Origin of the sequence: Pseudomonas sp. C6002, from assembly GCF_013385805.1 — a bacterium.
GTDB lineage: Bacteria > Pseudomonadota > Gammaproteobacteria > Pseudomonadales > Pseudomonadaceae > Aquipseudomonas.
Map to the genome: position 1 here is coordinate 1 of NZ_JACAPH010000024.1, position 14592 is coordinate 14592.

Annotated in this window: 11 protein-coding genes; 7 read left to right on the forward strand and 4 right to left on the reverse strand. The window is 61.2% G+C overall.

The features are described from left to right. Window positions 1-342: hypothetical protein (locus HX817_RS31210; RefSeq protein ID WP_218182616.1), on the reverse strand; the 342-nt coding region annotated here is incomplete at its 3' end. Here HX817_RS31210 and HX817_RS16410 point away from each other — a divergent pair. The 5 genes from HX817_RS16410 to HX817_RS16430 all read left to right on the forward strand — a co-directional run bounded on the left by HX817_RS16410 (window position 292) and on the right by HX817_RS16430 (window position 8141). After that, window positions 292-2265 carry a BapA/Bap/LapF family large adhesin gene (locus HX817_RS16410; RefSeq protein WP_256348765.1) on the forward strand — a complete coding sequence of 658 codons (1974 nt, stop codon included), beginning with the start codon at window positions 292-294 and terminating at the stop codon, window positions 2263-2265. The genes HX817_RS31210 and HX817_RS16410 overlap by 51 nt on opposite strands. A 182-nt stretch (window positions 2266-2447) precedes the next feature. After that, window positions 2448-3845: a TolC family outer membrane protein gene (locus tag HX817_RS16415; RefSeq protein WP_173883061.1), complete on the forward strand. Its 1398-nt coding sequence runs from the start codon at window positions 2448-2450 to the stop codon at window positions 3843-3845. After that, a complete protein-coding gene (locus tag HX817_RS16420) occupies window positions 3842-6025 on the forward strand; it encodes a type I secretion system permease/ATPase (RefSeq protein WP_102368029.1) in 2184 nt (727 codons plus the stop codon). Before HX817_RS16415 ends, HX817_RS16420 begins: the two co-directional genes overlap by 4 nt. A gap of 26 nt (window positions 6026-6051) precedes the next feature. Further along, window positions 6052-7242 (forward strand): HlyD family efflux transporter periplasmic adaptor subunit, encoded by a 1191-nt coding sequence (locus HX817_RS16425; protein ID WP_087693464.1) that lies wholly within the window; start codon window positions 6052-6054, stop codon window positions 7240-7242. A 35-nt stretch (window positions 7243-7277) separates the two neighbouring features. Then, a complete protein-coding gene (locus tag HX817_RS16430; RefSeq protein ID WP_177040630.1) occupies window positions 7278-8141 on the forward strand; it encodes a S9 family peptidase in 864 nt (287 codons plus the stop codon). Here the strand turns inward: HX817_RS16430 and HX817_RS16435 are convergent. From HX817_RS16435 to HX817_RS16445, 3 genes are all read right to left on the reverse strand, one after another. Further along, entirely contained in the window at window positions 8138-11191 is a 3054-nt protein-coding gene (locus HX817_RS16435) for a UDP-N-acetylmuramoyl-tripeptide--D-alanyl-D-alanine ligase (protein WP_177040597.1), read from the reverse strand. The two genes, HX817_RS16430 and HX817_RS16435, sit on opposite strands and share 4 nt — an antisense overlap. 239 nt (window positions 11192-11430) lie before the next feature. Then, on the reverse strand, window positions 11431-11631 hold the full coding sequence (locus HX817_RS16440; protein WP_003212332.1) for a hypothetical protein: 201 nt from the start codon (window positions 11629-11631) through the stop codon (window positions 11431-11433). Window positions 11632-12188: 557 nt separating this feature from the next. Further along, a complete protein-coding gene (locus HX817_RS16445; protein WP_003212331.1) occupies window positions 12189-12533 on the reverse strand; it encodes a cupin domain-containing protein in 345 nt (114 codons plus the stop codon). Between the two features lie 389 nt (window positions 12534-12922). On the opposite strand from HX817_RS16445, the gene kynB reads away from it, so the two are divergent. After that, window positions 12923-13573, forward strand: a complete 651-nt coding sequence (kynB, locus tag HX817_RS16450) for an arylformamidase (protein WP_134325684.1) — start codon at window positions 12923-12925, stop codon at window positions 13571-13573. Beyond that, window positions 13570-14427, forward strand: a complete 858-nt coding sequence (gene kynA / locus HX817_RS16455) for a tryptophan 2,3-dioxygenase (protein WP_008436669.1) — start codon at window positions 13570-13572, stop codon at window positions 14425-14427. The genes kynB and kynA overlap by 4 nt, the downstream gene beginning before the upstream one ends. The last annotated feature ends 165 nt before the right edge of the window (window positions 14428-14592 follow it).

Below are 14592 nucleotides of genomic sequence, written 5' to 3' on the forward strand. Positions count from 1 at the left end.
GCGGATGCGTCTGCTGACGCTGACGCTGATGCGGATGCGGATGCGGATGCGGATGCTGATGCGGACGCCGATGCTGATGCCGATGCCGATGCCGATGCCGATGCCGATGCTGACGCTGACGCTGACGCTGACGCTGACGCTGACGCTGACGCGGATGCGGATGCGGATGCGGATGCGGACGCCGACGCCGACGCCGACGCCGACGCCGACGCCGACCTCGAAGCCTTCGACGACCTCGCCACCGGCGAAGTAACCATCAAACCCGTAACATCCAACACCGGCCTGGCCGATATGCGCGTGTTCACCCTGTTGGGTGTCGGCGGCATCATTCTGGGCGATCACACCAAGCAGCAGGAGTTCTCGGTTGCCGAGGGTTCCAGCGGAACGCTGAACCTGCAGTTTGCCCAGGCCGACCTGGTCTCGCTGTTGGGCGGTGGCTTCACTGCCACGCTGGAAGTGAGCGACGGTGCCGGTGGATGGTTGCCGGTGCAACAAGGCAGCAACGGTTCGGGCTTGCTCGACCTGTTGGGGCTGTTCGGACAAAGCTCCAGCGCCAAAATCGAAGGCCTGGAAGCCGGGCAGTATCGCTTTACCCTCAAGCTCGACCCCAACCTGGTCAGCGTTGGTGCAGGGGCCACGGCCAAGTTGAGCGTCACCAATGACAGCCTCACCGACTTCATCGGGGAAGCAGGGCCGGATGTCACCGGCAACGTCATCACCGACCCGGGCATTGGCGGTAAACCGGATGAACCGGGAACCGGCGGGCCAGTGAAGGTGCAGGTCGAGGTCAACGGCGAATTCGTCGATGCCGACGCCACCACCGGCACGGTGCTGCAGGGCCAATATGGTCAGCTGACCATCTTCGCCAACGGCGAGTACAAGTACACCCCGAACGGCGATGTCGCCAGCATCGGCAAGGTGGATGCCTTCGAGTATCACCTGGTCAATGGTGCCGGTGCTTCGGCCTCGGCAACCTTGTATGTGCGTATCGACAGCCCGAGTGTCAACGTGGACTGGAGCGCTACCGATCCATCTGCGCCCGGCGTGATCAACACGGTTGCCAATGATGACCTGGGTTCGGCGCAGATCGACATCGTCAACCTGGTCACCCAGGCCGACCTGGCGACCCTGAGCTACAACTTGGCACTGCTCGGCAGCAGTACGGGTACGGGTGCAGCGATCAACGTTGCCACGGGTACGACCGCAGAGCTTGCGATCAACGTCACCGTCACCGGCATTGCGTTGTTGCCAGGCACGACCGTCAATCTGCAGAAGTTCATCGGTAACGAATGGGTCACGCAGCAGACCACTACCCAGGCGAACCACACGTTCCAAGGGTTGGATGCCGGGACCTATCGCGTGACCGGGACGACCGGTGCCGTGCTGTCGCTGAGTGCGCTGCACATTGCGCAGAAGCTCACTACCACCTCCCTCACGGAGTTCGTGACCGGTGCAATGAGCAATGCGACTGGCAACCTGCTGTCCGACAGCTTGTCCGGGCCGGATGTCCTCGGTTCGCCGCTGACGGTACTCAGTGTGCTGGTCAACGGGGTCTATGTGATTCCTGGGCAAACGGGGACGAAAATCAACGGTGACCACGGCACATTGACCGTTTTTGCCGATGGTAAGTACGTCTACACCCCGCATGCCGGGCTGACGCTGGACGAGATTGGCCAGGTGGATAAATTCACCTACAAGCTCACCACGCCAACCGGCCAGGAAGACACCGCCGACCTCTACGTGCGCATCGACTCGCCGGATCGCGACCTGGTCTGGGACGACGCCAACCCGGGTGCGCCAGCCACTGAAGGTGCCGGCATTGCTGCTGCCCACAGTGCGGTGGACCAGGCGGCGGATGACGGCGCCAACGTTGACGGCGATCACCACGATGCCGTGGTGGCCGACGACACCGACTTCACCCATGTCGATGCTGGCGCGGGTGCAGACGGGTTGTTGTGGGAAGGCGGCGATGCAGCCATCAACCTCACCGACCTGATTGGCACAGTCAGCGGGGTGCACAGCATCGACCTGAACGATGTCAGCGCCGTCGACCTGACCCTGAGCCTCGAAGACCTGGTGTCCATCACCGGGCCTGAGTCGGATCGCTTGATGATCCAGGGCGACGATCAGGACAGCGTGCACCTGACAGGTGACTGGAGCGCCGGTGCGACCCAGGTAGAGAACGGTCTTGAGTACGTGATCTACACCAGTCCGGAAGATGAAACCCATCAGCTCTGGGTACAGAGCGGCATCAGCGTGGTGTAACGCCACCCCTGCCGGCCGGGCCGCAAGGCCCGGTTTTCCCTACCAACGGTAATGCAGCGATGGGCCGTGACGTCAGTCACGGTCCGTTGTTGTACTCATCAGGTTTGACAACAGTCAGGTGACTAGCAGTGAGGCAAAAGAGTTTGGCCAAGCAGCTGTCTGCCGTAATTCTGGCAGTCGCAATGATCGCGCCCGAGCGTGCGCCGGTCATGGCAGCGTCGTATATCGACGATGAAGAACGCGTCAACATCATCAGCCCGAGCAACCTGGGCACACATTTACCCGGCGGGCCAACGGGCGTCAGCGCACCGGTGGCACCCGAGCACGTCATACCGAGCAACCTTGACCTGACACGCGCCATTCAACTGGCGGTGGAATGGCACCCGGCAATTTCCGAGGCGATCGGCCAGCTGTACCAACAAAACGAGAACGTGAACATCGCCCGTTCCGGTTATTACCCGCAAGTCAGCGGTGGCTTCAACTCCGGCTACGACAGCGGCCTGAGGGGCAACGGCCAGAGCCGTGCGTTTTCGTTGTCGGCGTCGCAGATGCTCTATGACTTCGGCAAGGTCTCAAGTTCTGTCGACAGTGCGCTGGCGCGGGTCAGTGCCAGCCAGGCGTCGGTGTTGCTGTCGATCGATCAGGTGGCGCGCGATACCTCGTTCGCCGTGATCGAACTGCAGCGCTCGCAGTTGCTGGTGCAACTGGCTCGCGAGCAAATCGACGGCATTTCGGCGATTGCAGAGCTGGCCAAAAAGCGCAGCGACATGGGCGCCAGCACCCGTTCGGACCTGATCCAGGCCCGCTCGCGGGTCGAGGCCTCGGTGGCGACGCAATTGCAATTCACCGCGCAATTCAATCGCTGGCGCAGCACGTTGAGCAGTCTGCTTGGGTCGCAGGCGCCAGTGAGCGTGGCGAATGGTTTTCCGGCAAGCCTGGAGCAATCCTGCGTGGGCGTGGTACCCGATGCGGCAGTCACGCCGACCCTGCTGATCGCCCAGGCGCAGCGTGTCGATGCGCTGGCGCTGATTGCGCAAGCCCGTGCCGAGGCGTTGCCGACCGTGTCGCTGGACCCGTCCATCACGCACTACCTGGACAACAACGACGACAGCAACGTCCCCGGCGGCCGCGACCGTACCCGTTATGGCGTATTTCTCAACGTGAAAATGCCGCTGTACCAGGGCGGCGCAATCACCGCCCGCAAATCCGCCGCGCAACAGGCCCTGCGTTCCGCCGATGCCGCCAACGACGCCGCGCGCCTTGCGGTTCGCCAGGGGTTGCTGGAGGCGCGGGATCAAATCTCAAGCCTCAGCCAGCGGCTATCCACCCTGGATTTTCGTGAGCGCAGCATCTCCGAAACCCGCGACCTGTATCGCCAGCAGTACCTCGAACTGGGCACACGGCCGTTGCTCGACCTGCTGAATGCCGAGCAGGAAATTCACCAGGCACGCATGGACCGGGAAAACACCGCCGCTGACCTGCGCCGCCTGAAAATCGATTGCCTCTACAACACGGGCGCACTGCGCACGGCGTTCCACCTGGACAACAGCACCCTGCAAGGTGTGGAGATTCGGCCATGAATGATGCTGTGATGCTTGCGGACGAAACCAACGCAGTACAAACCCCGCTGAACCCGGCGCCCGCAGTGGATTATGAAGTGTGGCTGGAGGCCGTCCTGAGCGTGGCCCGGCATTACCGCCTGGAATGCTCGGCCCAAAGCGTGCGCATCGCCGCACAATGGACCGAAGGCGCTTCGGTGGAAGAGGTGGTACGGCAGATGGCCCGCCAGGCGGGGTTGAACTGCGTGATTGCCGACTTCAGCGAAACCACGCTGATGCAGCGCCAATTACCGGTGGTGCTGCAATTTGCCGACGGCCAGGTGGGTGTGCTCGAAACCCTTGGCGACGGCGACAACCTGGGCATCGCCTACAGCGGCGACGGCGGCCTGCAAAGCCGGCTCACCCGCCAGGACCTGTTGGAGCAAGCGCGCAAGAGCGTGATTCTGCGACCCATGGCGGCAGTGCGTGACCGGCGTGTCGACGACTACATCAAGCCTTACGAGAAGGCGTGGTTCAAAAACATCGTGCTGCGCGACCTGCGGCCCTATGGCTATGTGATGCTCGCTTCGCTGGTCACCAGCGTGCTGGGGTTGGCCGGGGTACTGTTTTCGATGCAGGTGTACGACCGGGTGATCCCGGCCGAATCCATGCCCACCCTGTATGTGCTGTTTGGCGGGGTGATGCTGGCGCTGGTGTTTGATTTCATCATGCGCATCACCCGTGTGCGCATCACCGACATGCTCGGCAAACGCGCGGATCTGCGCGTTTCCGACCTGGTGTTCGGGCATGCCATTCGCTTGCGTAACAGCGCCCGGCCGAAGTCCACCGGCTCGTTCATTTCGCAGCTCAAGGAACTGGAGCAACTGCGTGAGCTGATCACCTCCAGCACCGCCACGGCGCTGGCCGATCTGCCGTTCTTCCTGCTGTTTCTGGTGATCTACTGGTTGATCGCCGGCCCGCTGGTGGCGGTGCCAATGGTGGCTGTGCTGTTCCTGATAGTGCCCGGGCTGTTGGCGCAGAAAAAACTCGCGGCACTGGCGAATGAGTCGATGCGTGAAAGCTCGTTGCGCAGCGCCATGCTGGTGGAGACCATACAAGGCCTGGACGACATCAAGGCGTTGCAGGCCGAACAGCGCTTCCAGCAACAATGGAATCACTACAACGCCACCTGCGGCGACGCCAGCCTGCGCCTGCGCCTGCTCACCAACAAACTGGTGGCCTGGAGCAACAATGTGCAGGGCTCGGTGTTTGCCGTGGTGGTGGTGTTCGGTGCGCCGATGGTCATGGCCAGCGACATGACCACCGGTAGCCTTGTCGCGGCGTCGATCCTGGCGTCGCGGATGATGGCGCCGATGTCCCAGATCACCCAGGTGCTGACGCGCTGGCAGCAGGCCAAGGTTGCGCTGCAAGGCCTGAACCGGATCATGGAATTGCCGGTGGACCATCCCGAGGGCAGCAAGCGCGTGCACCTGCCGGTGATCAAAGGCCAATACGCGCTGAGCCAGGCCACATTCCAGTATTCCGACGATGCCCCCGTGCCGGCGCTGCGTGTGGCCGACCTGAAGATCCAGCCGGGCGAGCGCATCGCGATTCTGGGGCGTAACGGCGCGGGTAAATCCACGCTGTTGCAGGCATTGGCCGGGATGCTCGACCTCAAGGCTGGCACCATCAGCCTGGATAGCGTTGCCCTCAGCCACATCGACCCCGCCGACGTGCGCCGCGACGTGGGGCTGATGACACAAAACTCGCGGCTGTTTCACGGCACGCTGCGCGACAACCTGATCATGGGGGCGCCGCATGCCAGCGATCAGGAAATCCTCCAGGCCCTGGCGCTGACCGGTGCGGGCGACTTCATCGGCAAGTTCGCCGACGGCCTGGACCACATGATCCTGGAAGGTGGCCTGGGCCTGTCGGGCGGGCAGCGTCAGTCGCTGCTGCTGTCGCGGCTGATGATTCGCCAACCGCATATCGTGTTGCTCGACGAGCCCACCGCGTCCCTGGATGAAGCGACCGAGCGCCAGTTGATCCACAACCTCGACCGCTGGGCGGCCCATCGCACGCTGATTATCGCCACGCACCGCATGAGTGTATTGAGCCTGGTGAATCGGGTGATCGTGGTCGACAACGGCCAGATCATCGTCGATGACAGCAAAGCCAACGCGATTGCGCGCCTGTCCAAACCGAAGGGGAAAACCCAGTGAAAAGCCCTGCGCCGAAAACCATACCCCTGCTCGCCACCGAAGACGAAGGCGCCCGGCATACCCACGACGGCGTGGATGAACGCACCGTGGTGCGCGCCACGCGCGTGGTGGGCTGGGTGTTTGTCATGCTGATTGCATTTGGTGCCTGGGCCTACTTTTTTGAAGTGGACGAAGTCTCGACGGGCAGCGGCAAAGTCATCCCGACCTCGCGTGAGCAAATCATCCAGTCGCTGGAAGGCGGCATCGTCACGGAGTTGAATGTGGGGGAGGGCGATATCGTCAAAAATGGCCAGACGTTGGCCAGGCTTGACCCGACCAAGACCGAATCCAACTTTGATGAAAGTGCCGCCAAGTACCGGGCGTCGCTGGCCAGCGTCGCGCGTTTGCAGGCCGAGGTAGACGGTAAACCGTTACTGTTCCCCCCGGAACTTGAGCGTTACCCCGCACTGGTGCGCGCCGAAACCGACCTGTTCAACACTCGGCGCAAGGGCCTCGAAGAATCGTTGGCCGGCGTGCGATCGTCGCTCGGGCTGGTGCGTAGCGAGCTGGAAATCACCGAAAACCTGGCCAAGGTCGGCGCCGCCAGCAACGTTGAGGTGTTGCGCCTCAAGCGCCAAAAGGCCGAGCTGGAGTTGAAACTGACCCAGGCCCGCTCCGAGTATATGGTGCGGGCCGGTGAGGACCTGGCGAAGGTCAATGCCGACGTCGAGACGCTGTCGTCAGTCATGCGCGGGCGCTCCGACTCGGTGACCCGCCTGACCCTGCGCTCGCCGGTGCGCGGTATTGTCAAGGGGATCGAGGTCACCACCATCGGCGGGGTTATCCCGCCCAACGGGCGCCTGATGCAGATTGTGCCCCTGGATGAGCAGTTGTTGATCGAGGCGCGTATCTCCCCGCGAGACATCGCCTTTATCCATCCCGACCAGGTGGCCAAGGTCAAGATCACCGCCTACGACTACGCCATTTATGGCGGCATGGACGGCAAGGTCGTGACCATTTCTCCGGACACTATCCAGGACGAGGTCAAGCCAGAAGTTTTTTACTACCGAGTGTTCATCCGCACCGACGCTGACACCTTGAAAAACAAGGCCGGCAAGTCGTTTTCGATTGTGCCTGGGATGATTGCCTCGGTGGATATCAAGACCGGCCAGAAAACCGTGCTCGACTATTTGATCAAGCCCATGAACCGTGCGCGGGAGGCCTTGCGCGAGCGTTAGGCGAGGTGGCTGTGGCCAGGTTTGCGTTGTGGTGGATGCTGTTGTGGGCCGGCGTGCCGGGCGCGTGGGCCCTGAGTGAGGGGTCGACACCGTTGCTTTGGAACACCCCGGCCGACCAGTCGACCTGCAACCAGGTCGACTCTGCACTCTGGGTCGAGTTGGCCGGGGGCGATGAGTGCATTCGCTATTTTTCCGGGGCGGTGCTGAGCCGTGCGCCCGTGGTGATCGTGATGTTTCATGGCGACCGCAACGTGGAAATGCACCGCTCGCCCGAGTCGATCCGTGGCAATACCCTGGCCGCCAAGGCCAGGCAGGCCAAGGCCCTGAGCCGGCGTGCGGGCGTACCGGTGGTGATTGTGGCGCGACCTGGCACCTACGGTTCCAGCGGCAACCATGGGCAGCGGCGCCAGGCGCGGGAATTCATTGTGCTGGACGCTGCGCTCAACGAGCTGCGCAAGCGTTACGGCATCGGGCAGTTTGTGTTGCTGGGGCACAGCGGCGGCGCCACGGTGGCCGCGGCGTTGTTGACCTTGGGGCGTACCGATGTGAAGTGTGCAGTGATGACTTCCGGCGCGTTTGCCCTGATGCAGCGCGCGCAGATGTTGCGTCAAAGCAAAGGCCTGCCTTCGCGTCCGGGACGCGACACCAATGGTTTATTGCACCCCTACGATCCCCTGGAGCACATGGCCGGCATTGCCGTTGCGCCTGCGCGGCAGTTGTTCGTGATTGGCAGCGTGGACGACCAGGTAACCCCATTTATGTTGCAGGAGCGTTTTTACCAGGCGTTGATTCGCGCCGGGCATCAGGCGCAGTTGGTCAAGGCGCAGGGTGTGCCTGCGATGTTTCACCAACTGCGCAATGACATTGGCCTGAAGACAGCAGCGGGCTGCGCGGGCTAACCCGCCGGCACCGCCTGTTCGGTCGTGTTCAGCCAATCACAGATCTGCGACAACCCGGTACCACCGGAGCTTTTCACCAGTACCCAATCCCCCGCCTGGAACCACTGGCCGGGGTGGCGCGCCAACGCCTGGCCTAATGCCGTGGCATCCTCGAACCACTGCACTGACAGCTCACTGCGCAGCACCCGGTACACCTCACGCATCAGCGGTCCGCACAGCACCAAATGCCGGGGCGCCGCCGCGCGCAGCGAGTCAGCCAATTCCAGGTGGTAGCGCTGGGCGTCGGGGCCCAGCTCCAGCATGTCGCCCAACACTACTACTCGGTGTCGCGAGGCCACGGGCAGGTCGGCCATCGAGCGCAAGGCCGCAGCCATCGAGCCGGGGTTGGCGTTGTACGCATCGTTGATCAGCTGGAAATGCCCGTCGGTGCATTTGATCGAGCGGATATTGCCGCGACCTTCCACCGGTTGGAAGCCGGTCAGCACTTCCAGTGCCTGGTCGGCGTCAAGCCCGGCGGCGAACAGCGACGCCAGCACCCCCAGTGCGTTGAGCACCATGTGTCGGCCGCGAGCACTCAGGCTGAAATCCAGCCGTTGCGTGTCACGTTGCGCGGTGACGTAGACCCGGTCGGCCTCGCTGCACACGTCGAGCAGGCGCACATCGGCATCAGCGTGTTCGCCATAGCTGGTCACGTGCAAGCGCGCGACTTCGGCGGCCTGGGCGAACACCTCGTAGTGCGGCATATCGCGGCACAGCACCGCGTGCCCACCCGGTGCCATCGAGCGGAAGATCGCGCTCTTTTTACGCGCCAGGTTTTCCAGGGTGCCATGGTATTCCAGGTGCGCCGGAGCCAGCCCGGTCACGATAGCAATGTGTGGGCGCACCAGCTCCGAGTTAATCGGCATGCGGCCCACGGCCATTTCCAGTACCCAGAATTTGGCCGGCCGGGGCATGCTCGCCAGGTTCCAGGCGATCCCATGGGGCAGGTTGGCGTTGGCCTCGGTGTGGCCCACTTCGCCCCAGTGTTTCAGGGCGTGGCCGAGCATGGCGACCACGGTGGTTTTACCGAAGCTGCCGGTGACGCCGAACACCTGGCCAGTGAATTGCTGCCTGGCGTATCGACCCATTTGCAGCATGGCCTCGCTGGTATCGGCGACCTGTAACACCGGCAGGCCGCTGTCCAGGTAGGGCGTCGGGTCTACACACAAGAACGCCGAGGGGCGTCGCTCAGGAATGGCCTGGGCCCAGCGCAGCGCCGACTGCACTTCGTTCGGTCCCACCTTGCTGGGGTGCCGATTGAGCATGCGCCGGGGTTTGAAAAACTGCATGGACGGCGTCAAACCCGACGTGTACCAACCGGGTGGTGGCTGTTTGGCCCAGGTGCCGTGTGTCACCCGAGCCAGGGTGTTGGCGTCCCAGACCCAGCCGAGGGGCGCTGCGTCCTGGGCCAGGCTCACTTGCGGCGCGCCGTCGAGCAGGTAGCGGTGGTAGGCAATCAGCCCCGAGAGGTAATGCTCCACGTCGTCGATGCGCACCCTGAACGCGTGGTGACGGATAAAAAACGAACCGGCAATGCGCGCAGGATTGGCGAAATACATCGCCGTTTCCGGCCAGAAATACCCGTTGAACAGATAGCGCGCACGATGATGCAGGGCGCGGTAAAACGCGTGCAGGTCGATCTCGGTGAGCAGGTGGCGCAATTGCGCTTGCTGGGCGATGCGTTCGAGCATCTGCTGCGCAGCCATCATCAATTCCAGTAGCGTCGGAAAGGTGGTGATGCGCTGTTGCACGAACCCCAGATAACCGGCGACGTTATTCAGGCCGAAGCGGAAATACTTTTCGTCAGGTCGGTAGCGGGTCAGTTCGTTCACGCAATAGCTGAGCCAGTGATCGTGCTCGCGCCAGTGCTGTTTTTCGATGAAGTAGTCGAAGGCTTTTTCCACCACGGTTAACCAGCGCTCATCGCCGGTGAGGCCGTAGAGGCGGATCAACCCGAACGCGGCCTCGCCGTCGTAGTAGATGATCCGGAACGCCTCTTTGACGGTAAGGTCACGGCCATGCAAGACGTGCACGAAGGCGCCGGTGGTCGCGTCCTGCATCCAGGCCATGCCATTGGCCAGGGCTTCCAGCACGGGTAGGTAGTGGCGGGTGCCGGTGACTTCGCTGTATTTGACCAGCGCCAACAAACACACGGCATTGCCGCCCAGTTTGATCTCGTCACCGGTGTCCAGCAGATACGCCGCCACACTGCCGTCGGGCAGCGCGTAGGACTTGATCAGTTCCTGGGTAAGGTAGGCCAGCGAGCGGTCGATGGCGGATTTAAGCGCCTCGTCGCCGGTCAGTGCCCAGGCCTCGATCATCGAATAGGTGGTACTGGCGTGGCGCAGGGTGTTGTAGTTTTTTATCGCCCGGTCAAAGCACGGGAAGTAGCCGTAGACGAACTGGCCGCTGCCCTGCACCTGAGTGCTCAGGTAGCTTGCGGCGCTGATGATGCTCGCCTTTACCATGCCGGGCTCCAGCGCTGCGAGGGTGCGCCAGCCGGTTTCTGTCGGGCCAGGGTTCAGCGGGTGGGGCACGCCGTCTTCGGCACAAAAAACGCCCTTGGTGTCGAACAGGAACACGGGGGTCTCGGGTTCAAGTGTGGCGATCAGGTCGGCTGTATTGAGCCCGGTAAAACGGCGCCTGGCGTACACCGAAAAATTGCCGGCATTGAAGCTCGCGTGATTGATAGCGTTGCCGCCATACAGGATCGCGTTGGCGTTCAGTTCCTGTTCGGTGATCGCGATGTGCAGCGCCGCATCGAAGGCGATGCCGCGCCGGAAGTAATTACGCTTGTGGCGCTTGAAGCGCGCATTGAGTTCGGCCCAGGTGATGGCGGTTACGTTGATCGCGCATTCGACGCGTATCCATGAACGTTCGACGATGTTGCCTGACTGCGCACGGTCTCGTTCGTAGGCTCCCTGCAAGCGCTGCACACCGGTTTGCCAGGCGGCTTCGAAGTTATCTGCCGTGATATGAAAAACATGCGCGCGCTGGGTGCCGTCGCTCATGGAGAAAAACAAGGTACAGGGCTGCGCGGTGTCTGATGATACAGCAGGCCCATTCATTTCTTTGCTTAGATGAGCATAACAAGCAAGCCATTGCTGTTTCACAGGCATAGTTCATCACCAGTTTTTAACTTGGAGAGGGGTGGCGCGCAGTGTTCATGATTAAACTGCGCGCCAGCTGATAAATAAGCAGAAAGTTATGCCGCACAGTTTTATAAAGGCAAATTAACCAGGCTTATATATCAAGAGCAGAGCGATGAATCCTCTTTCTCCGGCTCCAGCACGGAGGGCGGGACTTGGCTCTCGTATTGCTGGAGATGGTCACGAATCAGCTTGCGAATAACCTGAGAAATAGTAAGGTCAACTTCCTCGGACAGCGACTCCAGACGCTGCTTGGTCGGGAAGTCGATGAGAATGGTCAGACGTGTTGTTTTTTCAGGCATTTTCTTGATCCTTTTACAAAAGCGCGGTCTCGACTGCCGCGTGCAGTAAGTGCTGGAAGACGTGTGGAGTCCTTAGAACAAACCAATGGGGTAATCAACTGATTCATTGGAGTCTAATTCAAATCGCTGCGCGTTTTCCATCAATGTGCAGTGAAGGTTGCGATTATGTGAAGTTCTGCACCTTCTCCGTACCTCTTATTATCATCGGGTTATAATGCTATGAGATTCGAGTATAGACCGGTTGCAAGAAAGCTATCTCAAAGTGTAGGGGGTGTCAAAAGTCAATCTTATCTATAACTAAAGTAGTGGTTGTACTGTTTGGTGAGTTTGATTATGTATTTTGCGCATTACGTCATGAGATTTTTTCAAGAACTTGGTGCTCACAATATTCTGTCACAAAATACTAATTGATTGTTTTCGAATATCAAGGGTTGTTGTCACGAATAACAGCGATTGTTATTGGAAGAGGGGCAGGGAGGTGCTGCTTTTATCAGAAGGGCGCGACGGTCGTCGTTGAGGTAAAAGGGGCCAGGGCGACCCCTTTCCAGGAGGTGGGGTCAGGCAAACACAAAATACTTACGCACCGTCTCGACCACTTCCCACGTCCCCTTCATCCCCGGCTCCACCACAAAGATATCCCCAGCCCGCAAATGGATCGGCTCCAGGCCGTCCGGGGTGATCACGCAGTAGCCTTCCTGGAAGTGACAGTATTCCCACTTCACATACTCCACCCGCCATTTGCCCGGGGTGCAGATCCAGGTGCCCATGATCTTGCTGCCGTCCTCGCTGGTGTAGGCGTTGAGGTTGACGGTGTGCGGGTCGCCTTCGAGTTTTTCCCATTTGCAGGCGTCCAGCACCGGCAGTGGATGGGTGTCGCGCAGTACGGTGATTGGCTTGGACATAATGATTCCGAGGCAGTGGAAGGGAAGTCCGAACCCTATCGCCTTGGGCGGCCCGCCAGTGGTCTGGACTCGACATCGGGATGCCCAGAAGCGCAGTCATTTGCACAGCCGTGAGTCACCGCCAACCCCTGTGGGAGCCGGGCTTGCCCGCGATGGCGGAGTGTCAGGCGATGGAAGGGCACGCTGTGCCGACCTCATCGCGGGCAAGCCCGGCTCCCACAGGGAATATTTGTTGTTTGAAGGATTGAGTCGATACGAAATATCTGTGCGCCAATCAGCCATTTCCTCGCAGTAAGTGCGAAAGATTTCCCGCTTTGCGCTGGAATTCGCAAGAATATTTACAGCCGGCCCTCGTATCATTCACCCCAGTAACGACCGAGAGCCTTGAAATGAATCCAATAAAAACGTGGTGGGACATCAGCCCGCCCTTGAGCACCGCGACCCCGACCTGGCCGGGTGATACGCCGTTTCAGGAAGAGCGGGTCTGGCAGTTCGGCCCCGAGTGCCCGGTGAATGTCGGACGCATCACCCTGTCGCCCCACACCGGCGCCCATGTGGACGCGCCGTTGCACTACAGCGCGGACGGCGCGCCGATTGGCGAAGTGTCCCTGGATGTGTACATGGGCCCGTGCCGGGTGCTGCATTGCCTGGGCAGCGGCGCGCTGGTGCAGCCGCATCAGTTGGAAGGCCGCCTGGAAAACCTGCCGGAGCGTGTACTGTTGCGCACTTATCAACAGGCGCCGGTGGATGCCTGGGATTCGAATTTCACCGCCGTCGCCCCGCAAACGGTCGAGTTGCTGTTCAGCCTCGGTGTGCGCCTGATCGGTATCGACACACCGTCCCTGGACCCGCAGCAGTCCAAGACCATGGACTCCCACAACGCCGTCGCCCGGCATGGCATGGCGATTCTCGAAGGCATCGTCCTCGACGACGTGCCGGAGGGCGATTACGAGTTGATCGCGCTGCCGCTGCGTTTTGCCAACCTCGATGCCAGCCCGGTACGAGCCATTCTCCGCCCGCTCAAGGAGCCCACGCGATGAGCCAGTGTCCTTTCTCCCCTGACTACCAGCCGCCGGAAGAATGGCATAACGCCGAGCTGAATTTTTCCGAGTCCATGAGCTACGGCGACTACCTGGACCTGGGCAAAGTGCTCAGCGCCCAGCACCCGCTGTCGCCGGACCACAACGAGATGCTGTTCATCATCCAGCACCAGACCTCGGAGCTGTGGATGAAGTTGATGCTCCACGAACTCAAGGCCGCCCGCGAACACGTGCGCCTGGGTGAGCTGCCGCCGGCGTTCAAGATGCTGGCGCGGGTGTCGCGGATCTTTGACCAGTTGGTGCACGCCTGGGCGGTACTGGCGACCATGACGCCGTCGGAGTACAAGTCGATCCGCCCGTACCTGGGGCAGTCGTCGGGTTTCCAGTCGTTCCAGTACCGGGAAATCGAATTCATCCTCGGCAACAAAAGCGCGGCGCTGTTGCGGCCTCACGCCCACCGGCCGGAGTTGTTGAAGGAGCTGCAGGTGGCGATTGCCACGCCGTCGCTGTATGACGAGGCGATCAACCTGATGACCAAGGCCGGGCTGGCGATCGACCCCAAGCGCGCCGAACGCGACCCGACGGCGCCGACGGTTCACGATGATTCCGTGGAGGCGGCGTGGCGCGAGGTTTATCGCGATCCGAGCCGGTATTGGGACCTGTACCAATTGGCCGAAAAGTTTATCGACCTGGAGGATTCGTTCCGCCAATGGCGCTTCCGCCATGTCACCACGGTGGAGCGAATCATTGGCTTCCAGCCTGGTACGGGCGGCACCGAAGGCGTGGGTTACCTGCGCAAGATGCTCGACACCGTATTGTTCCCCGAGCTGTGGCGAGTGCGTTCCACGCTGTAATCAAGGCCCAACAAAAAGCCCCGGTACTCATCAGTACCGGGGCTTTTCATTTGGAATACGATCAAAATGTGGGAGCGGGCTTGCTCGCGAAAGCGGTGGGTCAGTCAATACATCAGGTGACTGACACGACGCCTTCGCGAGCAAGCCCGCTCCCACACAAGCCCG

What these genes read in the sequence shown, in the direction of transcription:
- HX817_RS16410 (WP_256348765.1), top strand. Translation starts at nt 292, where the DNA reads ATGCGCGTGTTCACCCTGTTGGGTGTCGGCGGCATCATTCTGGGCGAT.
- HX817_RS16415 (WP_173883061.1), top strand. Translation starts at nt 2,448, where the DNA reads ATGATCGCGCCCGAGCGTGCGCCGGTCATGGCAGCGTCGTATATCGAC.
- HX817_RS16420 (WP_102368029.1), top strand. Translation starts at nt 3,842, where the DNA reads ATGAATGATGCTGTGATGCTTGCGGACGAAACCAACGCAGTACAAACC.
- HX817_RS16430 (WP_177040630.1), top strand. Translation starts at nt 7,278, where the DNA reads ATGCTGTTGTGGGCCGGCGTGCCGGGCGCGTGGGCCCTGAGTGAGGGG.
- HX817_RS16435 (WP_177040597.1), bottom strand. Translation starts at nt 11,191, where the DNA reads ATGAGCGACGGCACCCAGCGCGCGCATGTTTTTCATATCACGGCAGAT.
- HX817_RS16440 (WP_003212332.1), bottom strand. Translation starts at nt 11,631, where the DNA reads ATGCCTGAAAAAACAACACGTCTGACCATTCTCATCGACTTCCCGACC.
- HX817_RS16445 (WP_003212331.1), bottom strand. Translation starts at nt 12,533, where the DNA reads ATGTCCAAGCCAATCACCGTACTGCGCGACACCCATCCACTGCCGGTG.
- kynB (WP_134325684.1), top strand. Translation starts at nt 12,923, where the DNA reads ATGAATCCAATAAAAACGTGGTGGGACATCAGCCCGCCCTTGAGCACC.
- kynA (WP_008436669.1), top strand. Translation starts at nt 13,570, where the DNA reads ATGAGCCAGTGTCCTTTCTCCCCTGACTACCAGCCGCCGGAAGAATGG.